The sequence below is a fragment of the Mesorhizobium neociceri genome, from assembly GCF_013520985.1.
Taxonomy (GTDB): Bacteria; Pseudomonadota; Alphaproteobacteria; order Rhizobiales; family Rhizobiaceae; genus Mesorhizobium; species Mesorhizobium neociceri.
Genome location: NZ_JACDTY010000008.1, coordinates 27,868 through 50,718, shown reverse-complemented (window position 1 = coordinate 50,718; position 22,851 = coordinate 27,868). Strand labels below are relative to the sequence as shown.

Annotated in this window: 26 protein-coding genes; 12 read left to right on the top strand and 14 right to left on the bottom strand. The window is 63.8% G+C overall.

What is annotated here, in order from left to right:
* Nucleotides 1–42 precede the first annotated feature (42 nt).
* Entirely contained in the window at nt 43–258 is a 216-nt protein-coding gene (locus tag H0241_RS17480; RefSeq protein WP_181058909.1) for a hypothetical protein, read from the top strand.
* Here the strand turns inward: H0241_RS17480 and H0241_RS17475 are convergent.
* The 8 genes from H0241_RS17475 to H0241_RS17440 all read right to left on the bottom strand — a co-directional run bounded on the left by H0241_RS17475 (nt 255) and on the right by H0241_RS17440 (nt 7,441).
* Nucleotides 255–719 (bottom strand): cytochrome c-type biogenesis protein, encoded by a 465-nt coding sequence (locus H0241_RS17475; protein WP_181058908.1) that lies wholly within the window; start codon nt 717–719, stop codon nt 255–257. The two genes, H0241_RS17480 and H0241_RS17475, sit on opposite strands and share 4 nt — an antisense overlap.
* A complete protein-coding gene (locus H0241_RS17470; RefSeq protein ID WP_181058907.1) occupies nt 716–2,707 on the bottom strand; it encodes a heme lyase CcmF/NrfE family subunit in 1,992 nt (663 codons plus the stop codon). The genes H0241_RS17475 and H0241_RS17470 overlap by 4 nt, the downstream gene beginning before the upstream one ends.
* Nucleotides 2,707–3,150 (bottom strand): cytochrome c maturation protein CcmE, encoded by a 444-nt coding sequence (ccmE, locus tag H0241_RS17465; RefSeq protein ID WP_181058906.1) that lies wholly within the window; start codon nt 3,148–3,150, stop codon nt 2,707–2,709. The genes H0241_RS17470 and ccmE overlap by 1 nt, the downstream gene beginning before the upstream one ends.
* Before the next feature lie 3 nt (nt 3,151–3,153).
* Nucleotides 3,154–4,308: a c-type cytochrome biogenesis protein CcmI gene (gene ccmI, locus H0241_RS17460; RefSeq protein ID WP_181058905.1), complete on the bottom strand. Its 1,155-nt coding sequence runs from the start codon at nt 4,306–4,308 to the stop codon at nt 3,154–3,156.
* A 93-nt stretch (nt 4,309–4,401) separates the two neighbouring features.
* Entirely contained in the window at nt 4,402–4,845 is a 444-nt protein-coding gene (locus H0241_RS17455) for a hypothetical protein (RefSeq protein ID WP_181058904.1), read from the bottom strand.
* A gap of 172 nt (nt 4,846–5,017) precedes the next feature.
* Entirely contained in the window at nt 5,018–6,448 is a 1,431-nt protein-coding gene (locus H0241_RS17450; RefSeq protein WP_181058903.1) for an ATP-binding protein, read from the bottom strand.
* Entirely contained in the window at nt 6,432–7,097 is a 666-nt protein-coding gene (locus H0241_RS17445) for a response regulator transcription factor (protein WP_181058902.1), read from the bottom strand. Before H0241_RS17445 ends, H0241_RS17450 begins: the two co-directional genes overlap by 17 nt.
* Before the next feature lie 83 nt (nt 7,098–7,180).
* Nucleotides 7,181–7,441: a hypothetical protein gene (locus H0241_RS17440; RefSeq protein WP_181058901.1), complete on the bottom strand. Its 261-nt coding sequence runs from the start codon at nt 7,439–7,441 to the stop codon at nt 7,181–7,183.
* A gap of 305 nt (nt 7,442–7,746) precedes the next feature.
* On the opposite strand from H0241_RS17440, the gene H0241_RS17435 reads away from it, so the two are divergent.
* Nucleotides 7,747–8,133 carry an ester cyclase gene (locus H0241_RS17435; protein ID WP_181058900.1) on the top strand — a complete coding sequence of 129 codons (387 nt, stop codon included), beginning with the start codon at nt 7,747–7,749 and terminating at the stop codon, nt 8,131–8,133.
* Between the two features lie 115 nt (nt 8,134–8,248).
* Here H0241_RS17435 and H0241_RS17430 read toward each other — a convergent pair whose 3' ends face one another.
* Complete coding sequence (locus tag H0241_RS17430) at nt 8,249–8,656, bottom strand: DUF3168 domain-containing protein (RefSeq protein WP_181058899.1); 408 nt, start codon at nt 8,654–8,656, stop codon at nt 8,249–8,251.
* A 281-nt stretch (nt 8,657–8,937) separates the two neighbouring features.
* On the opposite strand from H0241_RS17430, the gene H0241_RS17425 reads away from it, so the two are divergent.
* Together H0241_RS17425 and H0241_RS17420 are read left to right on the top strand one after the other, a co-directional pair.
* Complete coding sequence (locus tag H0241_RS17425) at nt 8,938–9,147, top strand: hypothetical protein (RefSeq protein ID WP_181058898.1); 210 nt, start codon at nt 8,938–8,940, stop codon at nt 9,145–9,147.
* Nucleotides 9,148–9,154: 7 nt separating this feature from the next.
* Nucleotides 9,155–9,346 (top strand): hypothetical protein, encoded by a 192-nt coding sequence (locus tag H0241_RS17420; protein WP_181058897.1) that lies wholly within the window; start codon nt 9,155–9,157, stop codon nt 9,344–9,346.
* Between the two features lie 8 nt (nt 9,347–9,354).
* Here H0241_RS17420 and H0241_RS17415 read toward each other — a convergent pair whose 3' ends face one another.
* Both H0241_RS17415 and H0241_RS17410 read right to left on the bottom strand, forming a co-directional pair.
* Complete coding sequence (locus tag H0241_RS17415) at nt 9,355–9,621, bottom strand: DUF1488 family protein (RefSeq protein WP_181058896.1); 267 nt, start codon at nt 9,619–9,621, stop codon at nt 9,355–9,357.
* Nucleotides 9,618–9,881, bottom strand: coding sequence for a hypothetical protein (locus H0241_RS17410; RefSeq protein WP_181058895.1), 264 nt, complete (start codon nt 9,879–9,881; stop codon nt 9,618–9,620). Before H0241_RS17410 ends, H0241_RS17415 begins: the two co-directional genes overlap by 4 nt.
* Before the next feature lie 248 nt (nt 9,882–10,129).
* On the opposite strand from H0241_RS17410, the gene H0241_RS17405 reads away from it, so the two are divergent.
* The 3 genes from H0241_RS17405 (at nt 10,130) to H0241_RS17395 (ending at nt 12,423) form a co-directional block, all read left to right on the top strand.
* Nucleotides 10,130–10,444 (top strand): co-chaperone GroES, encoded by a 315-nt coding sequence (locus H0241_RS17405; RefSeq protein WP_181058894.1) that lies wholly within the window; start codon nt 10,130–10,132, stop codon nt 10,442–10,444.
* Between the two features lie 60 nt (nt 10,445–10,504).
* Nucleotides 10,505–12,133: a chaperonin GroEL gene (groL, locus tag H0241_RS17400; protein ID WP_181058893.1), complete on the top strand. Its 1,629-nt coding sequence runs from the start codon at nt 10,505–10,507 to the stop codon at nt 12,131–12,133.
* Nucleotides 12,134–12,261: 128 nt separating this feature from the next.
* The gene (locus tag H0241_RS17395; protein WP_181058892.1) at nt 12,262–12,423 is read left to right on the top strand and encodes a hypothetical protein; all 162 of its coding nucleotides are present in this window, start codon (nt 12,262–12,264) and stop codon (nt 12,421–12,423) included.
* Nucleotides 12,424–12,468: 45 nt separating this feature from the next.
* Here H0241_RS17395 and H0241_RS17390 read toward each other — a convergent pair whose 3' ends face one another.
* Complete coding sequence (locus H0241_RS17390) at nt 12,469–13,365, bottom strand: LysR family transcriptional regulator (RefSeq protein ID WP_181058891.1); 897 nt, start codon at nt 13,363–13,365, stop codon at nt 12,469–12,471.
* A gap of 116 nt (nt 13,366–13,481) precedes the next feature.
* Between H0241_RS17390 and H0241_RS17385 the strand changes: the two genes are divergently transcribed.
* Nucleotides 13,482–14,375 carry an SAM-dependent methyltransferase gene (locus tag H0241_RS17385; RefSeq protein WP_181058890.1) on the top strand — a complete coding sequence of 298 codons (894 nt, stop codon included), beginning with the start codon at nt 13,482–13,484 and terminating at the stop codon, nt 14,373–14,375.
* 2 nt (nt 14,376–14,377) lie between these two features.
* Here the strand turns inward: H0241_RS17385 and H0241_RS17380 are convergent, their stop codons facing one another.
* Together H0241_RS17380 and H0241_RS17375 are read right to left on the bottom strand one after the other, a co-directional pair.
* A complete protein-coding gene (locus tag H0241_RS17380) occupies nt 14,378–15,931 on the bottom strand; it encodes a trimethylamine methyltransferase family protein (protein ID WP_181058889.1) in 1,554 nt (517 codons plus the stop codon).
* A gap of 12 nt (nt 15,932–15,943) precedes the next feature.
* The gene (locus H0241_RS17375) at nt 15,944–18,355 is read right to left on the bottom strand and encodes a GcvT family protein (RefSeq protein ID WP_181058888.1); all 2,412 of its coding nucleotides are present in this window, start codon (nt 18,353–18,355) and stop codon (nt 15,944–15,946) included.
* Nucleotides 18,356–18,465: 110 nt separating this feature from the next.
* On the opposite strand from H0241_RS17375, the gene H0241_RS17370 reads away from it, so the two are divergent.
* The 4 genes from H0241_RS17370 (at nt 18,466) to H0241_RS17355 (ending at nt 22,803) form a co-directional block, all read left to right on the top strand.
* On the top strand, nt 18,466–19,104 hold the full coding sequence (locus H0241_RS17370; protein WP_181058887.1) for a TetR/AcrR family transcriptional regulator: 639 nt from the start codon (nt 18,466–18,468) through the stop codon (nt 19,102–19,104).
* A gap of 154 nt (nt 19,105–19,258) precedes the next feature.
* Nucleotides 19,259–21,418, top strand: a complete 2,160-nt coding sequence (locus tag H0241_RS17365; RefSeq protein WP_181058886.1) for a transglycosylase domain-containing protein — start codon at nt 19,259–19,261, stop codon at nt 21,416–21,418.
* Between the two features lie 259 nt (nt 21,419–21,677).
* Entirely contained in the window at nt 21,678–22,262 is a 585-nt protein-coding gene (locus tag H0241_RS17360; protein WP_181058885.1) for a DUF1214 domain-containing protein, read from the top strand.
* Nucleotides 22,255–22,803 (top strand): DUF1254 domain-containing protein, encoded by a 549-nt coding sequence (locus H0241_RS17355; protein ID WP_181058884.1) that lies wholly within the window; start codon nt 22,255–22,257, stop codon nt 22,801–22,803. The genes H0241_RS17360 and H0241_RS17355 overlap by 8 nt, the downstream gene beginning before the upstream one ends.
* The last annotated feature ends 48 nt before the right edge of the window (nt 22,804–22,851 follow it).

Here is a 22,851-nt window from a genome sequence, read left to right as displayed (position 1 = left end):
GGCGCCATTTCCGAAGCATGAAAGTTTTGTAATGTTGGGGGCATGAGAGAACGCACGAATCGACCCAGCAAATCCCTCCTCACCGGCGAGGCGGTTTCGGCCGATCTCGACCGCGAGCTCGATGTCATCGAAGGCATCAAACGCGGTTTGGCCGATGCAGTGGCTGGCCGTGTCATCTCCCACGACGATGCCATGGCGGAAATTGACGCCATGATCGAAGCGGCGGAAGCTAAGCGTCCGGAGGAATGGCCGAGCTAATCGCTCAGCATCTTGTCCAACGCCGCCTGTTCCTCGGCGCTCAGCGCCTTGGTCGCCAGCGATCGGTGCGAACGCGTGGTCAGCACAATGAAAATGCCGCCGACTAACAGCAGAAGCACCGGCGTGCCCCACAATAAGGCGTTACGCGGGCTGAAGCGCGGCTTCAACAGCACGAACTCGCCGTAGCGCGACACGATATAATCCATCACCTGCTGGTCGGTATCGCCGGCAACGAGGCGCTGGCGCACCAGGATGCGCAGGTCGCGGGCAAGATCGGCATCGGATTCGTCGATCGACTGGTTCTGGCAGACCATGCAGCGCAGGCCTTCCGACAGCAGCCGCGCCCTCGCCTCGAGCGCGGGATCGGCGAGAACCTCGTCCGGTTTCACCGCCTGGGCAGCACCTGCAAACAGCAGCGCCAGCAGCAGGATGAGCGAGGCCAGCGAAAACCTGGTGCTCACGGCACGCCTGCCGACGGCATGGCGGTTGCCCGCTTGCGGCGGCGCGATGGGGCGCCGACACGCAGGCGACGGTCGAGCAGCGACATTGCCGCGCCCGCCATCATCACCAGACCACCGCCCCAGATCAGCGTTACCAGCGGCTTCCACCACAGGCGCACTACGACGGAACCATCGGTTCCTTCATCGCCCAGCGACAAATAGAGCTGGCTGAACCCGATCGTCTCGATGCCGGATTCGGTTGTCGTCGTCTGCCGCACCGGAAAGAAGCGCTTGGCCGAGGTGATTTCAGCCGAAACCCCGCCATCGGCGCCTATCAGCGAAAAGCGGCCGCGCTGCTCGCTGTAGTTCGGGCCCTGCGCGGGATAGAGCCCTTCGAAGCGTAGCGTGTGGCCGGAGAGTTCGACGCTTTCGCCGGCATGCATCGACAGGATTTTTTCGGTGCCGAAGCACAGCGTGCCGACGATGCCGAGCGTCGTCAGGCCGAGGCCTAGATGGGCAAGTGTAGTGCCGAACACCGAACGCGGAAGGCCGGCGAAACGGCGCAGCATGATGGCCGGCGACACATTGCCAAAGCCGGATTTGACGGCAAGGTCGGTGAGCGCGCCGCAGACCAGCCAAAAGGCGAGGCCGACGCCGAGGGCGGCAAACACCGACGCACCGTTGACGAACAGGCCGGTGACCAGCATGGCCAGGAGGGCCGCGGCAAAGGCAGCCATCAGGCGCTGGGCGACCGCATAGAGGTCGCCGCGCTTCCAGGCGAGCAGCGGCCCGAAAGGCACCACGACCAGCAGCGGCACCATCAACGGGCCGAATGTCAGGTTGAAGAACGGCGCGCCGACCGAGATCTTGCCGGCCGAAAGCGCCTCGACCGCGAGCGGATAGAGCGTGCCGACCAGCACGGTCGCAGTCGCCGTAGTCAGGAACAGATTGTTGAGCACCAGCGCGCCTTCACGCGAGATCGGGTGGAACAGGCCGCCGGCCGTCAGCTGCGACGCGCGCAGCGCAAACAGCGCCAGCGAGCCGCCGATGAACAGCGTCAATATGCACAGGATGAAAATGCCACGGGTCGGATCCGTGGCGAAGGCATGCACCGAGGTCAGCACGCCGGAGCGCACCAGGAAAGTGCCGAGCAGCGACAGCGAGAAGGTGAGGATGGCGAGCAGCAGCGTCCAGATCTTGAGCGCCGAGCGCTTCTCCATGACGATGGCCGAATGCAGCAGGGCGGTGCCCGCAAGCCACGGCATGAAGGAGGCGTTCTCGACCGGGTCCCAGAACCAGAAGCCGCCCCAGCCGAGTTCGTAATAAGCCCAGTAGGAGCCCATGGCGATGCCGCCGGTCAAAAACATCCAGGCGACCAGCGTCCATGGCCGCACCCAGCGCGCCCAGGACGCATCGATGCGGCCTTCGATCAGCGCCGCGACCGAGAAGGAAAAGCAGATGGAGAAGCCGACATAGCCGAGATAGAGCAGCGGCGGGTGGATGGCGAGGCCGAGGTCCTGCAGGACCGGGTTGAGATCGCGGCCTTCGATCGGCGCCGGATTGAGCCGGATGAACGGATTGGACGTCGCCAGGATAAACAGGAAGAAGGTGGCGCCGATCGCCCCTTGCACGGCCAGCACATTGGCCCGCAGCGTCGCCGGCAAATTGGAACCGAAGACAGCGACCAGCGCGCCGAAGAAGGTCAGGATCAGCACCCAGAGCAGCATCGAGCCTTCGTGGTTGCCCCAGGTTCCGGTGATCTTGTAGATCAGCGGCTGCAGCGAATGCGAGTTTTCCCACACGCTCGCCACCGAGAAATCGGAGGTAGCATAGGCGCCGCCCAGTGCGGCGAACGATAAAGCCGTGAGCGCGAAGCCGGTGACCGTGACGGGGCCGCCGACAGCCATCAGCCGCTGGTTGCCGGTGCGCGCGCCATAGAGCGGCACCAGCGTCTGCACCAGCGACAGCGCGAAGGCGAGGACAAGCGCGAAATGTCCGGTCTCAACCATTACTCACTCTTGCTTTCCTGCCACACACCCTTGGCTTTCAGCCCGTCGGCCACTTCCTTGGGCATGTAGCGCTCGTCATGCTTGGCCAGCACGCTGTCGGCGATGAAGACGCCATCAGTACCGAAAGCGCCCTCGGTGATGACGCCCTGCTCCTCGCGGAACAGATCGGGCAGGATGCCGGTGTAGGTGACCTTGACCGATTTGTGCGTGTCGGTCACCGAGAACGCAACCGTCGCGCCCTGCCCGCGCACGACCGTGCCCTTTTCGACGAGCCCGCCGAGCCGGATGCGCTGTCCCGGCTGCAGGCTGGCGGTTGTCAGGTCGGCGGGCATGTAGAAATAGGAGGCTTTCTGGCCCAGCGCATAGAAGGTCAACCCGGTGGCGGCGCCGAGGAAGGCCAGCCCTCCGACAATCACCGACAATCGCTTCTGCTTGCGCGTCATGCCCTACTCCGTCGCCGTCAGGCCGAGCGAGGCGGCAAAGGCGGTGAATTTTTTCGCTTCATCACTGTCGGCGCCGAAAACGGCAATACCGCGATGCAGCGCATCGCGCGCCTGGTCGGCCTTGCCCAGCACAACATAGGAACGAATGAGCCGCATCCATCCTTCCGTGTCGCGCGGATTTTGCCGCAGTTTTTCGTCAAGGCCGGCGACCATGGTGTCGATCATGGCCTGCCTGTCCTGCGGCGCCATCGACGAGGCAGCATCGACGGCTGCGGCATCGGGGCCTTTCGCGGGCTCTCCTGACGCGACGCTGCGGTTGGCAGCCTCGGCCAGCGCCTGTTGGACAGCGCCCCGCCACGGCGAATCCTGCGGCAGGAGGTCGAGCATCTTCTGCCAGGCAGCGGTCGACTCTGCCAGACGGCCTTCCTGCGCCAGCGCCATGGCCAGGTAGAAGGACGCTTTCGGGTTTGCCGGGTCGAGCTTCAACGCCTGTTCGAAAGCCGATTGGGCGTCGGCCGAGACAATGCCGCCGGCCGCATTGGCGATGGCTTCGCCGAGACCGGCCTGACGTGCTGCGGTATCGCCGTCGAGGCGGATGGCGTTGCGATAGGCGGTCACGGCATCGGAAAAGCGCTGCAGGCGCAGATAGATCGGGGCGAGCACGTCCCATCCCCTGCCGTCCGACGGATTGGCGGCAAGATGCGCCTCGGCGCGCGCCACCAGTTCGTCGACCGAGGAGTCGGCCGGATTCTTGGCCAGCCGTTCGGCAAGCGGCTGCGACGGCAGATCCGGCGAGCCTAGCTGGCTATACAGGCCCCAGCTGAGCAATGGGACCAGCAGCACCGCTCCTGTCGCTACCAGCCTGGCCGCCCTCGACGGCTGCCGCATGCCGGGCGCATCGGCCTGGCCGGTATTGGCTTGACCAACATCTCCCAGGCGAAGGATGCGGCGGGCGATTTCGGCGCGTGCCTCCTCGGCTTCCGCCGGCTGGATCAGGCCGCGCGCGGCGTCACGATCAAGCTCGGCCAGTTGGTCGCGATAGACTTCGAGATCGTGGTCGTTGCTGGTCGAAGTGCCCTTGCCGCCGCCGGTCAGCGGCAGCAGCACCGCCAGGCTTGCACCCAGCGTGAGGATTGCGGCTATGACCCAGAACAGCATGGTTCCTCCAATAGAGCGAGAGCCCGGCTCTCACAACATGAGGGTGCTGCGACGCTTTGACGGAGGTCGACTCCGATCAGTCGGCCCCAATGGTCAGGTCAGTGGCGTCCAGCTGCCGTCGGTGTTGCGGCAGGCGGTGCCACGCGCGGTCTGCCCGGCCGTGCCGGTGAACACCGTATGCGTATATTGGCGGCAATCCTGCGAGCCGACACGATAGGGCTGGGCCGCGACAACTTCGCCGGAATGGGCCGAACTGTCGCTCTTCCACGTCACCTTTTGGCCGCTTGCCGTGTATTCGAGCGCCTTGTATTCCGCCTCGAGCGCCTTGCGCTTCTCGGTCTCGTTCAGGCCACTGCCGATCGATCCGCCGACGAGCCCGCCGGCCATGGCCGAAATGATCGTCGTCGCGACTTTGGCCCCTGAAGGAGGCGACGCGGGCGGGTTGGTGATGGAGATATCCGGGCCGCCGCCCTTGCCCAATGTTCCGCAGCCGGAAAGAGCGAGCAGTGCGGAAACGAGCGCAACGCGAATCTTCATGCCAACAACCGGTTTTCTTGAACGGGATGCGCTGGGGGCCGCGTCATCGGGGATGTCTGCTGGCCATAGTATTGATATTTGTCGGAAATTTGGCCGTTTGCCGACCATCCGAGGAGCAATCGACAGGTCGCCATAACACAGGCACCCAGCCATGTCGATTGGCCCTGAAGCATCATTGCAGGCTCCGCAAGCGCACCACCGCCTTCAGCCCACCCATGGCGGAGCGGTCCAGCGCCAGAGCGCCGCCATACTCGTTGACGAGGTCGGCGACAATGGCAAGTCCGAGCCCGGTGCCTGGCTTTGTCTCGTCGAGACGCCGGCCACGTTTCAGCGCATCGCGCGCCTTGTCCTCTGGAATGCCGGGACCGTCATCCTCGATTGATATCTCGAACAGGCCAGCGGCGTCCTTGCTTGCAGCAGGCGTGACGGACACGACAACCCTGCTCCTTGCCCATTTCATCGCATTGTCGAGAAGGTTGCCGAGCAGTTCCTCCAGATCCTCGCGCTCGCCGGCAAAAACGATGTCGGCCGCCGGCAGCGTAAGCGACAGGCTGACATCAGGCTTGAGTTTTTGCAGCACGCGCACCATGCGCTGCACCAGCGGCGTCACCGGCGTACGATAGACGACGCTGTCGCGCTGCGCCGCGACGCGGGCGCGCTGCAGATAGTGGTCGACCTGCTTCTGCATCGAGGCGGCCTGGTCGGCGATGAGCTGGCCCTTGGCCCCGCCCAGCGCTCGCCCCTCGTTGATCAGCACGGCGAGCGGCGTCTTCAGCGAATGGGCGAGATTGCCGACCTGCGTGCGCGAGCGCTCGACGATGCGCTTGTTGTTTTCGATCAGCGCATTGGTCTCGTTGGCGAGCGGTTCGATCTCGGCCGGGAACTGGCCGTCGAGCCGCTGCGCCGTGCCTTCGCGCACCAGGGCAAGCGCGTTGCGGACCCGGCGCAAGGGCTGCAGGCCGAGCAGGATGGCGATCGCGTTGATGGCGATCATGCCGACGCCGAACAGGCTGAGATAGGTCAGCAGGCGGCCCTGGAAGGTGGCGATCTCCTGCTCGAGCTCGGTCTTGTTGCCCATGACGCGGAAGCGCGCGGCGCGGTTTTTGGCGTCGAGGACGAATTCGCTTTCGAACACTTGCAGTTCCTCGTCGCCGATGCCGTCGGTGGAATAGCTGCGCTGGAAACTGGAATTGAAAGGCACCTCCGCGACGGTCGGCGACGGGATCGTCGTGGTCATCGAGGAGGAGTGGAGGTTGCCGTGCACGCCTTCGGAAGCCGGCTCGACCGACCAGTACCAGCCCGAATTCGGCTCAGAGAAGCGGAGGTCGCCGAGGTCGGGAGCGCCGCTGAGCTGGCCGGAGTCGGAAACGCCGACGGAGCCGATCAGGTTGAACAGATGCGCCGACAAAAGGCTGTCGAAGCCACGCTCGCTGGCCTGGCGGTAGAGCGTGGTGATCAGTGTGAAGATCACGATCAAAGTGAGGATCGCCCAGATCGTGGAAAAGCCGATGACACGGAAGGCCAGCGAGCGCGGCCAGAGCCGCGCCGAAAAAGGCTTCCTTGCTGGTATGGGGAGCGGTTCCGCCTTACGCCTCCGGCTCACGCATGCGATAGCCCATGCCGCGCACGGTTTCGATCATGTCGATGCCCATCTTCTTGCGCAGCCGGCCGACAAACACCTCGATGGTGTTGGAATCGCGGTCGAAATCCTGGTCGTAGAGATGCTCGACCAGTTCGGTGCGCGACACCACCTCGCCCATATGGTGCATGAGATAGGCAAGCAGGCGGAATTCATGCGAGGTCAGCTTCAGCGGCACGCCGTTGACATCGGCCTTGGAGGCCTTGGTGTCGAGGCGCAGCGGCCCGCAGGTGAGTTCGGACGAGGCATGGCCGGCGGCGCGCCGGATCAGCGCACGCACCCGCGCCAGCACCTCCTCGATGTGGAACGGCTTGGTGACGTAATCGTCGGCGCCGGCATCGATGCCCGACACTTTGTCGCTCCAGCGGTCGCGCGCGGTCAGGATAAGCACCGGCATCTTGCGGCTGTTGCGGCGCCAACGCTCGACGACGCTGATTCCGTCCATCTGCGGCAGGCCGATGTCGAGCACGACGGCGTCGTAAGGCTCTGTGTCGCCCAGGAAATGGCCCTCCTCCCCGTCATAGGCGCGGTCGACGACATAACCGGCATCGACCAGGGCATCGGCTATCTGCCGGTTGAGATCCTTGTCATCTTCGACGACGAGTACGCGCATGATCGGTCAGGCCTGTTGATGTCTCAGATATAGGCCGATTCCGGTGGCCTGGGAAACGAGCCCTATACAAGGGAAGATTGGGATCAGTTCGCCGGGACGACGATCTCGGAACGGCGTGGACGCTGACCGTCCTTGCCAGGAACGAGCACGACGATGACGCAGACCTCCTGGCCGCCACGCGTCGACTGCGAGGCCTTGGCCAATGTGCCGCCATTCTGCTCGGCAACCTGCTGGCCGATCGCGTAGCAGTCGGCCGCGGCCGCCGGCGTCGCCTGCGACGCCAACAGACCGGCCGCTGCGAGCGCCAGTGTCGCGGTTCTGAAATGGGAGCGAAGCGTTTTCATGATTGGCGTTGTAACGCAACTGTGCTGAACGTGAAATGAACGGTGAATGGTTGAAAATCCATCCCCGCAATACCCCCTGCGCGCGAAACGAATGAATGCAGTCATGCCGCCCGGTCCCCTCAGACCGGGCGAGGGAGTCATAGCCGGAAAAGTGGCTGTGCGGCTATGGTTTTCGTGTGGCGGATTCTTCAAGCCTGCCCTGGCGACCGGAGGTCTGTCGCAAGCGCCCTGGGCGTCGGTCAGAGCGACATATACGACGGGCGCCCTAATTAGCGTTAGGAAACGCCAAACCATCGGAGCGCGCCATGACGGATAATGACCTTGCCGACCTCTACCGGGGCTACATCGCCTGCCTGAATGCCCAGGACTGGGCCAATCTCGGAAAGTTTGTCGGCAATGAAGTTCAGCACAATGGCGAAATGCTCGGCCTGTCGGGCTATCGCCGCATGCTCGAAGGCGATTTCGAGACCATTCCCGATCTCGGTTTCAACATCGAACTCCTGGTCTGCCAACCACCGCGCGTGGCGGCGCGCCTGCATTTCGACTGTCATCCCAAGGGAGTGCTGTTCGGCCTGCCGGTGAATGGCAAGCGCGTGTCGTTCGCCGAAAATGTGTTCTACGAATTCGGAGAGGGTCGCATCCGCGAGGTATGGTCGGTCATCGACAAGGCCGAGATCCAGGCGCAGATTTAGAGCAATTCCCGGAAAAATGTGAGCGGTTTTCCCCGGGAAAAGCGCCTAGCGCTTTCCCTTGGGAATTGCGTCACACAAAGGGATAGAGCGGTTCGCCGTGAAGCGGTGAAACGCTCTAGGGTGCGCTTTGCGTGATGGCGCGAATCCGCAGCACCCCGTGATGGAGCGCCAGATCCTCGTCATAGCGTGTCTCGGCGAACTCGAGGGACAGTCGGGTCTGGTCGCGCGAGCCGGTGGCGAATGCAGCGCCGTCGAGGCGCGCCCGGATGCTGTCCATGATCAGCCGCGTCTCAGCCTCGCCTTGCGCCTTCGACCAGACATGCAGCGTGATGAGCTGGTCGTCATCATTGTCGGCGCCGGTATCCAGATCGAACGCGCTGGTCCGGCCGTAGGTGACATAAGGAAAGGCGGCACTGTCGGCCGCTTGCTCGCGCAATCCGGCGCCGCCGAGCAGCGCCGTCAGCGAGGCGTCACTCTTCAATCTCATGAACAAGGCTTGCAGCAAATCGCCGGGCGCCGTCATCCTCGTCTCCGTTCGCCTGTCACGCCTAAGAGCATGATGTCATCCGAAAACCGCTTCACACTTTTCGGCATCATGCTCTGGAACAAACCTCATGCTCGCCGGCAGGTTCGCGCGCAACCTAACCGCGTTGCGCCGGTTTCGCCAGATGACAACCGGCCCGACGCAAGTTGCGAATCGGGCGGCATGGCCGTTTCACGGACCGGTTTCTATTTGGCATGCAGGGAGTTTCAAGAAGGGTGTTATGAGGAGGCCTGTTTTCTCCGACAATTCGAGGTTATTTCATGCGAACGCCATCGCTGCTGCCGGCTTTTGGAAAGCTTGGCGTCAAGCCAGCGGTCGCGATTGCGGCAGCACCCACCCTGTCGAAGAGCACCGTGGCGTTGCGCATGCGGAAGGTTCTTTCCGTGCATGGCGGCCTGGCCCTGAAGCTGTCGGTGCTGGTCTGGACAATCCTGATCCTGGCGGCGGCATTTTTCATGTCCAAGGCCTGATGCCGCGATGGCAAACCGCTACGCATTGCGCATGGACCAGCCTGACAGCTGGACCATCTTCGACATCTTCACCGGCCAGCCTGTCGAGCTCAAGCATCAGGTCATGGTGGGCATGACTATACGCGATGCGGAAGCGATGGCTGACCGCCTGAACAATCAAGACGTCAAGCGGCGGGCGAAAGCGGACCGCAAATCCTGATCCAGCAGCTAGCTGAAATCCGCGGCGGTGAGCACATACACGCTCTTGCGGCTGCGGGCATACGCCTTGCTGGCAATGTCATGGATGGAGCTGGACGCCGTATCGAAGGCCGCCAGATAGGTGGCTTCCGAGGTCGCCGTCCCCGATGGCGCCTTCGAGAGCGCATCGGCGGCAACAGAGAAGGAAATCTGGAACATACCGTCATGGCCGACAAAGCGGATGCGCTTGCCGGCCTCGTCATAGCTGCGGCTTGGGTTGGGGAATGTCAGGCTCATGACTTGGCTCCTTTCGGCGCTGCGGCGGCTTTCTTGACTGCCGCCCGCTTCTTCTTCGGTGTCGGGTTCAAGGCTTCGGCAACGCGGTCGGCCTCTTCCTTGGCCAGACGCAATTCCCTGAGCCTTGCCGTCTTGATCTCCCTGGCTCTCGCCTCGGACACGTAGTCGGAGGTTGCCTTGCTGCGCTCGGCCGTCTTCTTCTGCTTGTCCATGAAGCGGGCCTCAGCTTTTTCCATGATACTCTGATTGCCGTCGGCCATCGCTTAAATCTCCCTTGTGGCTGAAATCGTTGAAATGAAACTTTCCATATAAATAGTCGCTTTGGCGTAGAAATTCAATTTTTTGAATTATTTAGACGGTGCGCGATATCTGGGAATCCGCAAGCCACATAATACTTTTAAATATTTTGGATTGTCCGCGAATAATTTTTGGCACTCCTATCTATCGAGTGCCAACACGCCTATAAGAGCGGCGTGGCCGCCTGTGCCGGCCCCAGAAAGAAGTTCTCATGAAGTTTCGGCCACTCCACGACCGCGTCGTCATCCGGCGCGCCGAAGGCGATACCAAATCCAAGGGCGGCATCATCATTCCTGACAATGCCAAGGAAAAGCCGCAGGAAGGCGAAGTCATCGCCGTCGGCCCCGGCGCTCGCGACGAGAACGGCGTGCTTGTTCCACTCGACGTCAAGGCTGGCGACTTCATCCTGTTCGGCAAATGGTCGGGCACCGAAGTCAAGATCGACGGCGAGGACCTTCTGATCATGAAGGAAGCCGACATTATGGGCGTGATCGAGAAGAGCGTCGAAGCCAAGAAGGCTGCCTGATTGGCGCGCTGCGCGGTCCGCGCGGCGAAGCTCCACTCCAAATACGAACTGGATGAAAAAATGTCTGCCAAGGAAATCAAATTCTCCACCGACGCGCGCGACCGTATGTTGCGCGGCGTCGAGATCCTCAACAATGCGGTGAAGGTCACGCTCGGCCCCAAGGGCCGCAACGTCATCATCGACAAGGCCTATGGCGCGCCGCGCATCACCAAGGACGGTGTAACGGTGGCCAAGGAAATCGAGCTTGCCGACAAGTTCGAGAACATGGGCGCGCAGATGGTGCGCGAAGTGGCTTCCAAGACCAACGACCTCGCCGGTGACGGCACCACCACCGCAACGGTGCTGGCCGCCTCGATCCTGCGCGAAGGCGCCAAGCTGGTTGCCGCCGGCATGAACCCGATGGACCTCAAGCGCGGTATCGACCAGGCTGTCACAGCCGTGGTCAAGGACATCAAGGCGAAGGCCAAGAAAGTCAAGTCGTCGGCCGAGATCGCGCAGGTCGGCACCATCGCCGCCAATGGCGATGCCAGCGTCGGCGCCATGATCGCCAAGGCGATGGACAAGGTCGGCAATGACGGCGTCATCACCGTCGAGGAAGCCAAGACCGCCGACACCGAACTCGACGTCGTCGAAGGCATGCAGTTCGATCGCGGCTATCTCAGCCCCTATTTCGTCACCAATGCCGACAAGATGCGCGTCGAGCTGGAGGAGCCTTACGTCCTCATCCACGAGAAGAAGCTCGGCAATCTGCAGGCGATGCTGCCGATCCTCGAGGCGGTGGTGCAGAGCGGCCGGCCGCTGCTGATCATCTCGGAAGACGTCGAAGGCGAAGCGCTGGCGACGTTGGTCGTCAACAAGCTGCGCGGCGGCCTCAAGGTCGCGGCCGTCAAGGCGCCGGGCTTCGGCGACCGCCGCAAGGCGATGCTGGAAGACATCGCGGTGCTCACCGCTGGCCAGATGATTTCCGAGGATCTCGGCATCAAGCTCGAAAACGTCACCATCGAGATGCTCGGCCGCGCCAAGCGGGTGCTGATCGAGAAGGACACCACCACGATCATCGACGGCGCCGGCACCAAGGCCACCATCCAGGCGCGCATCGCCCAGATCAAGGGGCAGATCGAGGAGACCACCTCGGACTACGACAAGGAGAAGCTGCAGGAGCGGCTGGCCAAGCTTGCCGGCGGCGTTGCCGTCATCCGCGTCGGCGGCGCTACTGAGTCGGAAGTGAAGGAAAAGAAGGACCGCATCGACGACGCGCTGAACGCAACGCGCGCGGCGGTCGAAGAAGGCATCGTCCCCGGTGGCGGCGTCGCGCTTCTCCGCGCCAGGTCGGCGCTTAATGGGCTGACCGGCGCCAATGACGATGTGACGGCAGGTATTTCGATCGTGCTTCGCGCGCTCGAAGCGCCGATCCGCCAGATCGCCGAGAATTCCGGTGTCGAAGGCTCGATCGTTGTCGGCAAGCTTTCCGACAGCAAGGACCACAATCAGGGGTTTGACGCCCAGAACGAGGTCTATGTCGACATGATCAAGGCGGGCATCGTCGACCCGGCGAAGGTGGTGCGCACCGCACTGCAGGATGCCGGCTCGATCGCAGCGCTTCTGATCACCGCCGAAGCGATGATCACCGACATCCCGGCCAAGGATGCAGCGCCCGCGGGCGCCGGCGGCGGCATGGGCGGCTACTGACCACCGCCTGAAATGCCCGCCCGGAAAGCCGGTCGGGCCAAGGCAGAACAACGGCCGCCGGGGAGATTTTCCCGGCAGCCTGAGGATTTCCGTCAGTCAGCAGTCAGCAACGACAGGGAGATCGACAGATGATCACATTCGCCCCGAAGCCAAATGGTGTGCCGGCAAAGCCGGCAGAGGAAAGCCGCTTCGATCGCATCCGCCGGATTGCCGCCGACAAGCACAGGCTGACCGACGCCGGTACAATCCGCCGCGATCTCCCGAAGACCGGCGACAAGCGGCCGATGTAACGGCTGCCGACCCCGTCGTATCTCCTCAAGCCGGCACCAAAGGGCTCAGCGCGTCTCGCCGCTGATCAATGCGGCATGGTCCTTGATGACGGAGACCGCGAAACGGATGACCGCGCGCACCGGCGCTTCCGCTCCGATTTCGCGACGATAGGCGAGAAAAACCGGGTGACTGCCGAGAATGTCGGGCGCAAGCCGCACCATGCGGGGCTCGGATTCCGCCAGCATGCAAGGCATCACGGCCAGCCCAGCGCCGCTCAGCGCCGCCGCCAGCATTTCCGTCATTTCGGCAACGCGAAAGACCGTTGTCGCACCGGCGCCATGCGCCTCTATCCATCTTGCGCCAGGAACGCTGGCGAGCCTGGCATCGAATCCGATGATTTCGTGACCGGCGAGATAACGCGGGTCGATAGGCTGCGGGTGACGGTCGAGATAACGCTGCGAGGCATAGATCGACCAGCCGGCGATACAGAGTTTGCGCGCGATCAGCGTATCGTCGGCGACGACGCCCATCCTGATCGCTAGATCGGCCTCGCCCCGCTGCAGGTCGACCGCCCGGCTGCCGCTGGTCAATTCGAGATTGATGGCCGGGTTGGCCTTGTTGAAGGCGACCATGCGCTCGGCGAAGAACGGGCTGAGGCCGGACGGAAGCGCGAGGCGAACACGGTTCCTGCCCGAGCGCGCCAATGCCAGCAGCGCCTGCATGGCGCGTTCGGCGTCGTCTCCGAGCGGCAGCAGCCTGCGGCCAAGCGGTGTGATCTCGATGCCGTGCGGTCGTCGCACCACGAGCGAGACCCCGAGCGCTGCTTCGAGAGCGGTCAGGCGGCGGCTGATGGTCGTGTGGCGCACGCCAAGCGCACGCGCCGCGCCCGAGAGTGTTCCCGTGCGTGCCGTGGCGAGGAAATAGCGCAAATCGTTCCAATCGGGTTCGCCGGATTTTGCCACGCGCCTTTCTCCGTCGGTGCCTGTGCAATTTTGCACAGACATGCGCACAAATTGCAAATCGCGGCAGCGTCGCGTTCGCGCGAGGATCGGGTGTGGTCCAAGTCGAGGAGAGAGATATGGACATTCAAGATCTCAGAATAATGGTCGCCAAGCACGCGACATCGACCAACGCGCTGGTGGCACTCGGTCTGGCGATCGACGCACGCGTGCGCGGCACGACGCTCGACGGCGATACCGCCCGGCGCACCGAGGCGGTGCTCGGCGAACTCGGCATATCCGACGTGGTGGCAAACACCAGCGCTCGCGAACTGGCACCGGTGCTTGCCGGCATCAAGGCCGACCTGCTGTCGGGCGGCAAGCTTCTGTCGGAGCCTTCTGAAAGCAGCCGGCATCTGGAGGACGGCATGCGTCAGGCCTTCGGCGATGTTTCGGCCGGCTTCCCGTTGCTGCTGAAGCGGTTGATCGCGCCGCTGCTTGCCGATCTGCCGGAGCGGCTTGAGTCGCCCGGAGCGACCTTCCTGGACATCGGCGTCGGCGTCGGCGCGCTGTCGATCGCAATGCTCAGGCAGTGGCCCGGCCTCAAAGTGGTCGGTGTCGATCCAATGCCCGAGGCGATTGCGCAGGCGCGATCCAATGTCATGGCGGCAGGTCTCGACGATCGCATCGAACTGCGGACCGGGCTCGGCCAGGACATCACTGAGGAGAACGCGTTCGACCTTGTCTTCGTGCCGAGCGCCTTCATCCCCGAGCCGCAGGTCAGGGCGATCGTTGCGCGCGGCCGCGCCGCGCTGCGTCCCGGCGGCTGGCTGCTGCTGGCGATGGTCAAGCCCGGCCCGGACGCGCTCGGAGAGGCGCTCGCCTATTTCCGCACCGGCATATTCGGTGGCACGGTGTTTGAAAAGGACGCCGCCCGCGACTGCGTCGAGCAGTGTGGCTATGTCGAGACACGAATGCTGCCCGGTCCGGCCGGGGCGCCCGTCGCCTTCGTCGTCGGGCGCAAGCCGGTCTGACTTCAGGAAACCGGCAACGCTCCGCCTTCTTCGGTGCGCCGGGCGATGAACTCGTCAAGCACATCGGATGTGGCGACGGCTGACGCCGGCGGCTGGAAGTCGGCCAGCGCCCGCTTCCAGATGCCGGTGGCGCGTTCGGTGGCTGACTTCGAACCTGATTGCGTCCAGTTGCCGAAATTCGACCAGTCGGCAACCAGCGGCTCGTAGAAAGCGGTGCGGTAGCGCGCCATGGTGTGGCCGGCGGAGAAGAAATGCCCGCCCGGCTGGACTTCGGCGATGGCCTCGAAGCCGATCGCATCCTCGTCGCCGGGGGTCGCCGCACAGAGTTCGGCAACCGTCTGCAACGCCTCGATATCGGTGATCAGCTTCTCATAGGAAACGCTGAGGCCGCCCTCCAGCCAGCCCGCCGCATGGATGCAGACGGTGGCGCCGGCAAGCACCGAGCCCCACAGCGCGAACTGCGTCTCATGCGCTGCCTGGACGTCGGAGATGTTGGCGGCGCTGCCACCGCCGGACCGCCAGGGCAGGCCGGTGAAGCGCGCAAGCTGGCCGGCCCCAAGCGTCGCCTTGACGTGCTCGGGCGTGCCGAAGGCCGGCGCGCCCGACTTCATGTCGACATTGGAGGAGAACGAGCCGTAGACCACGGGCGCGCCCGGCCGCACCATCTGCGCCAGCGTCAGCCCGGCCAGCGCCTCGGCATGCTGCAGCGTTAATGCGCCGGCCACCGTGATCGGAGCCATGGCGCCGGCCAGGCAGAAGGGCGTGATGACAGACACCTGGCCGGCCCTGGCAAAGTCGATGATGCCTTGCGCCATCGGAATGTCGAGCTGGCGCGGCGAATTGGTGTTGATGACGGTGTAGCAATGGACGCCGGCAAGGAACTCGTCCTGCGAGAGACCACGCGCCAGCCGGACCATCTCGAACCCATCCTCGACCTGCGGCGTGCCGCGGGCAAAGATGAAAGGGAACTTGTCCGACAGCGTCAGCTGGGCCCGATTGGCGGCATAGTGGCGCAAACGGTTGTCGACGTCCTGCGGTTCGATACAGGGGCACAACATATGCAGCACGTCGAAATGCTGAATAAGCTTGGTCAGTTCCTCAAAGGCAGCAAGCGTGCCTGGCCGCCGACCACGTTCGAGATCTGTCACGTTGGGTGCGCCGGCGCCGGCCAGGAACGTCATCGAGCCGAGTTCGAGCGTGAGGTCGCGGCTGCGGTCGCCGGCCTGCGCCCGGATGGATTTTGGCGCCGAGGCGAGTGCTGCCGTGACGATGTCGCGGCCGATGCGCACCATCTGGCTGTCTTCATCGACCAGCGCGCCGGAGCGGGCGAAGATGGCGCGCGCTTCGGGCAGCAACACCTTGATGCCGAGCTCTTCCAGCACGCGCAACGCCGTGTCGTGGATGGCGGCGACCTGGTCATCCGAAAACACCGGCTGCGGCAGGAATGGGTTCTTCAGCGACCGGTAGTTGGGATGGCGGCTCGACTCGCTGCCGGCCTCGCCGGTGCGGCCACGCCTGCGCTCGCGCCTGTTGTCTCGTGCGGCGTCATCAATCATGGCAGTTTCTCCTCATTGCCGCATCGCCTTGCCCTCGGGGTCGTAGGGCGAGGCCGGGATAACGCGCGCCGGGCGTTCAACACCGACAATGTGCACCGAAAGTTCGGTTCCCTCCCCGGCGAAATCGTCGTTAAGCAACGCCAGCGCGACGCTTTTGCCAATCGTGTAGCCATAGCCGCCGGAGGTGACAAAGCCGACGCGCCGGCCCTTGTGCCAGACCGGCTCGAAGCCGCTGGCGTCGGCATCGAGCGCATCGATCTCCAAAGTCACGAGCCGTTGCAAGGAGCCTGCTTCACGCTGCCTGAGAGCGGCGTCACGGCCGATGAAATCGCCCTTGGAGAAGGCGATGAAACGGTCGAGGCCGGTCTGCGCCGGCGTGTAGGCTTGCGTGAATTCGCGCGACCAGATGCCAAAACTCTTTTCCAGCCGCAGTGCGTTGAGCGCATAATAGCCGACCTCGGCAAGGCCGAGATCCGCACCAGCAGCAAGCAGGGTTTCGCGCAAGGCGGCGTGCATGACAGCCGGGCAATTGATCTCGAAACCGAGTTCACCGGCAATCGACAGCCGCGCCACGCGGGCGCCCGCCATGCCGATGTCGAACCGGCCGCAAGCCATGAAGGGCAAGGCGCTTGCCGAGACATCCTGATGTGTGGTCCGCGCCATGATGTCCCGCGCGTTCGGCCCGGTGACGAGGAAGCCGCTGACGGTGTCGGAGATGTCGGTGACTGAGACGCCTTGCGCCGCATACGCCTCGAACCAGCGCATGTGGAATTCTCGGAGATAGTAGGAGCCCATGAGCCAGTATTCGTCGTTGCCCCAGTTGAGCACGGTGAGATCGCCCTTGAGCCGGCCGTCCGGCCCAAGCATCGGCGCCAGCCTCGCCTGCCCCGGCTTCGGCAACTTCGACGCCAGCAGCCGGTCGAGCCAGGCCTCGGCACCCGGGCCTGATACGGCATAGCGCGAGAAGGCCGAGGTATCGACCAGACCGGCGGCGCGGCGCACCTGCAACGCCTCGTCGCCGACAATGTCGAAAGCATTGGAACGCTTCAGCGTCGTCTCCTCGCGAAAGCCGATCGGTGCGAAATAGGCTGGGATTTCCAGCCCCCATGAGGACGTCCATTCGCATCCCGCCGCCGTCATGCCGTCATAGGCGCCGGAGCGTTTCAGCGGCCGGCCGGCCGGCAGGCGTTCATTGGGGAAAGTCATGACGAAGCGGCGGGCATAAAACTGGCGCGTCGTCTGCTTCAGATATTCGCGGTTGGCGGCGAAGGCGCCGTAGCGGGCGATGTCCATGCCGAATATGTCGGCTTGCGGTTCGCCATGGATCATCCATTCGGCCAGCGATTTGCCGACGCCGCCGCCCTGGCTGAAGCCGGCCATCACACCGCAGGCAACCCAGTAATTCTTCAGGCCGCGAACCGGGCCGACGAGCGGGTTGCCGTCGGGCGTGAAGGTGAAGGCGCCGTTGACCCATTTGCGGATGCCGGCCGTGGCCAGGCACGGGAAGCGCTCATAGGCCTTCGTCAGTTCGGGGCTGATGCGGCCGATGTCTTCCGGGATCAGCTCGATGCCGTAGTCCCAGGGCGCACCGTCCATATTCCAGTGCTTCGGGTTCTGCTCATAGACGCCGAGCAGGATGCCTTTGCGCTCCTGGCGGAGATAGGAAAAGCCGTCGAGGTCGACGGCGAGGCCGAGCTCCTCGTCGAGCGCGGCCACCTCCTGAATGTCTTCGGTGACGAAGTAATGGTGCTCCATCGGCGTCACCGGCAGCTCGACGCCGGCCATGCGGCCGACCTGCTTTGCCCACAGGCCGCCGGCATTGACGACATGCTCGGCAACGATCGTGCCCTGTTCGGTCAGCACGTCCCAGCCGCCATCGGGGCGCGCCTTCAGATCGAGCACCCGGTTGCGCAGGATGACATCGGCGCCGCGTTTTTTTGCAGCACCCGCATAGGCATGCGTCGTGCCGTAGGGGTCGAGGTGACCTTCGTTGGAATCATAGAGGCCGCCCAGCACGCCGTTGACGTCGACAATCGGGCAGATTGCCTTGATCTCCTCAGGCGTCACCAGCCGCGCGGTCTCGATGCCGACCGACTGGAACACTGCCCAGGCCGATTTCAGCCACTCCCAGCGCTGCGGGTCGCTCGCCATGTTGACGCCGCCGGTCATATGCAGGCCGGCATTCTGGCCGGACTCGGCCTCGATCTCGCGATAGAGCTTGATCGTATAGTCCTGCAGTGCTGCGACATTGGGATCGGCGTTCAGCGCATGGAAGCCGGCGGCGGCATGCCAGGTCGACCCGGCGGTCAGCTCGGCGCGCTCGATCAGCGCCACCTCGCTCCAGCCGAAGCGCGCCAGATGGTAAAGCACCGAGGCGCCGACCACGCCTCCTCCAATGACGACCGCCCGATAATGCGACTTCACGAGCCTCTCCCTCTCGTTGGATGCTCAACGATACACATACTGGACACATGTGTCTAGACACTTATGTCCAGAGCTTGCGCAGAATTCCGAGCCATGGCACTTGTGGGTTCATGATCATGATTGCTCCGCAGGCCGAGCCGGCACCCGGCAACATCAAGGTGACGCGCCAGGACTGGATCGATCTGGCGCTGCAGACCCTGGTCTCGGACGGCATAGAGAGCGTGCGGGTGCTGACGCTCGGCCAGAAGCTCGGCGTCTCCCGCTCTAGCTTCTACTGGTATTTCCAGAGCCGCCAGGACCTGCTCGACCAGTTGCTCGCCCATTGGCATGACACCAACACCAAGGCGATCGTCGAGCGCGCGAAGCGGCCCGCCGAAACCATCATCAAGGCCGTTTTGAACGTCTTCGAGTGCTGGGCCGACGAGCGCCTGTTCGATCCGCGGCTCGATTTTGCCGTCCGCGAATGGGCGCGCCGTTCCGACGATGTTCGCGCCGCCATCGACCAGGCCGACAACGACCGTCTCGGCGCCATCCGCGAGATGTATCGCCGGCACGGCTATCCCGAGGAAGACGCCTTCATCCGGGCACGCGTGCTCTATTACATGCAGATCGGCTATTACGTGCTCGACCTCAAGGAGCCGGTCGAAGCGCGGGTCAGCCATCTCGCCGCCTATCTGCGCGCCTTCACCGGCCATGAGCCGAGCGAAGCCGATGTGGCGCATTTCATGCACTTCATCGCCGCACGCTGATACGGCCAGCATGCCCATGCTCAACAATCCGTGCGGTGTGGCCCGGCTGCCCTTGTGAGCCGGGCTGAAATGGATGAATAGTCTTTGCCGGGTATGCCCGCCCTGAAATTGCCTGCTTGCGGTTCTCAGGTCCCGGGTGGGGTGAGTTTCGGGAATGGCTAGTCCTTTAGAACGACGTCCAAGAAGAAGAGGTCCGATCGCCGCGGCACTGCTGGCGGTGGATGCCTGGATCGATTCCTCGCTCTACGAGATCGGCTTCAAGGCCGGCCAATTCTGGGAATCGGCAACCATTTTTTCGCGGCGCTTCCGCGTAACCGGCTGGCGGCGCGGCATTATCGAGGTGCTGAGCGAAGGTTTCACCATGGGCGCCGGCGGCTTCGTCGTGCTTCTGGCGCTGGCCATGCCGGCCTTCCAGATCACCACCGGTGACTGGCGCAGCCAGGGCGATTTCGCCGTCACCTTCCTCGACCGCTATGGCAACGAGATCGGCCAGCGCGGCATCATCCAGCGCGATTCCGTGCCGGTCGACGAGATGCCGGACCATGTCATCAAGGCGGTGCTGGCGACCGAGGACCGGCGTTTCTTCGAACATTACGGCATCGACGTGCTCGGCCTGTCGCGCGCCATCTTCGAGAATGTGAGGGCCAATTCCGTCGTCCAGGGCGGCTCCAGCATCACCCAGCAGCTGGCCAAGAACCTGTTCCTGTCGAATGAGCGGACCTTGCAGCGCAAGATCAAGGAAGCCTTCCTGTCGCTGTGGCTGGAGGCCAATCTGTCGAAGAAGGAGATCCTGCAGCTTTATCTCGACCGCGCCTATATGGGCGGCGGCACCTTCGGCATCGAGGCGGCGGCGGATTTCTATTTCGGCAAGAGCGTCAAGGACCTGAACCTTGCCGAGGCGGCGATGCTGGCCGGCCTGTTCAAGGCGCCGACCAAATACGCCCCGCACATCAACCTGCCGGCTGCCCGTGCGCGCGCCAATGTGGTGCTGTCGAACCTCGTCGATTCCGGTTTCATGACCGAAGGCCAGGTGCTGCAGGCAAGGCTGCATCCGGCCGAGATCGTCGACCGCGGCGAGCAGAAGAGTCCGGATTATTTCCTCGACTGGGCCTTCGACGAGGTCAAGAAGATCGCCAAGCCCGGCCAGCACTCGCTGGTCGCCCACACCACTTTCGACGCCAACATCCAGAAGGCGGCGGAGGAATCCGTCGAATTCCATCTCCGCCAGTTCGGCAAGGAATACAACGTCACCGAGGGCGCCGTCGTGGTGATCGAGACCAATGGCGCGGTGCGCGCCATCGTCGGCGGCCGCGACTATGGCGCCAGCCAGTTCAACCGCGCCACCAAGGCGCTGCGCCAGACCGGTTCGTCATTCAAACCTTACGTCTACGCCACTGCCATGGAACACGGCTTCACGCCGGACTCCGTCGTCTCAGGCGGGCCGATCAGCTGGGGCGGCTGGTCGCCGCACAACTACAATGGCGGCTCGGCCGGCAATGTGACGCTGATCACGGCGATCGCCAAGTCGATCAACACCGTGCCCGTGCGGCTGGCCAAGGACTATCTCGGCATCGGCCCGATCAAGGCGATGGCGGAATCATTCGGCGTGGAATCGCCGCTGGAATCGCACAAGACCATGGTGCTCGGCACATCGGGCATGACGGTCATGGACCAGGCGACGGGCTACAGCGTGTTCGCCCAAAACGGCTTCGTCGGCTCCAGGCATGGCATCACCCAGCTCGTCACCCGCACCGGCGATGTCGTCTACGACTTCGCCAAGGATGCGCCTGCGCCGCATCGGGTTTTGTCGGAACAGGCGTTGATATACATGAACACCATGCTGGCGGCGGTGCCGGCGATCGGCACGGCGCGGCGCGCGCAACTGCCCAACATCGTCGTTGCGGGCAAGACCGGAACGACGCAATCCTATCGCGACGCCTGGTTCGTCGGCTTCACCGGCAACTACACGGCCGCCGTGTGGCTCGGCAATGACGACTTCACTCCGACCCGCAACATGACTGGCGGCACGCTGCCGGCGATGGTGTGGCAGCGGCTGATGGTCTACGCGCACCAGAACATCGACCTGAAGCCGATCCCCGGCCTCGACAAACCCTTCGTCGACGAAGAGATCGCCGCCAAGGCCGGGGAAGCGGAGAAGAAAAACGCCGATCAGGCGGCCGCCGACGCCGCCGCCGAGCGGCCGCCGGTGCTGTCCAGCCGCACGACGCAGACGCTGCGCGAGATGACCAAGGTGTTCCAGGCCGCGCCCGTGCTCAGTGCACCATCGGCGCCGGAGACTTTGTCGGCGCTCTGACCATCGCAGTTTTTCCTTCTCCCCTTGTGGGAGAAGGTGGATCGGCGCGCAGCGCCGAGACGGTTGAGGGGTGAGTGACGGAGTGCCGTCGCCGCCAAGCTGGAGCACCCCTCATCCGACCTCGCTTCGCGAGGCCACCTTCTCCCACAGGGGGAGAAGGAAGAGCCCTACCCGTCTACCCCTTGCCTCCAATCGCTTGCCACAAACCCCTCGCCCGCGATATCCCCGATCAACAGTCCTTCTCTCGTCCCGGTTCTTCATGCTCAAGACCGCTTTTTTCACGCTGCTTTCGCTTGCCATTGCCATTGGCGGCGGCGGCGGCAGCGTCTGGTATGCGCTGCAGGCGCAGAGCGGCGTCGGCGCGATCAGCATCGGCCAATGGACCGCCTTCCCCGAGATCGGCACGCAAGATGCCGACCCCTATTCGAAGGCGCGCGTGGCGCGCGAGGGAGTGCTGGCGCTGGGCAAGGCCGAAGGCTTGTCCTTCATCGCCGAACGCGACGCGGCCGGCGATGAGCTTCAGCGGCAATGCGACTACAAGATCGAAGGCAGTTTCCCCACCGCCCGGTTCTGGACGCTCTATGCCGCGGATCAATCGCTCGGCGTGGTCGACACTGGCAAGCCTCGGCTGGCGGCGCTGCAATCCTACCAAGTGCTGCGCCAGCCCGACAATTCGGTGATCATTGCCGTCGGCAACCGCCCGGCACCCGGCAACTGGCTTCTGACAGAAGGCTTTGGCCGGATGTATTTCGTGCTCACCTTCTACGACACGCCGATCGCCTCAAGCACCGGTCTTTCCGATGTGACGCTGCCCCGCATCGTCAAGGCTGGCTGCAATGCGTAGGCTGCTGCACGCCATCCTGCTCGGCCTGCTCGGCGCCGGCATCGTCCACATCGTGGTGCTTTTGCTGGTGCCGGAGTTTACCGAGCGCGATGCCTGGTCGCGGCTGGCCATGGCGTCCGACCTCTACAAGATGACCAGGCTCGACGCCGAAGCCGGCGGCGCGCCGGTGGTGAAGTCGGTCGATCCGCTGTTTTACGCCGCCGCCTGCCGCTTTGACCTTGCCGAAGGCATGGTGCGCATCAAGGCGCCGGGCAGCGTGCCATTCTGGTCGGTCTCGGTCTATGACCGCAACGGCCACAATTTCTATTCCTTCAACGACCACACCGCGACCGGCAACAAGCTCGACACCGTTGTGCTGACGCCGGCACAGATGATCGACGTGCGCCGGGAACTTCCGGAAGATTTGCAAGGGGCTATATTCGTCGAAGCGCCGATCGAAGAAGGCATCTTCGTCATCCGCGCCTTCGTGCCCGACGACAGCTGGAAGCCGACAGTCGAACAGTTTCTGGACCAGAGCTCCTGTGAACTGCAGGACTACTGATCTCCAGCCCGATAAGGCCGTTCAGTGATGCGGAACAGGCGTCCTTGG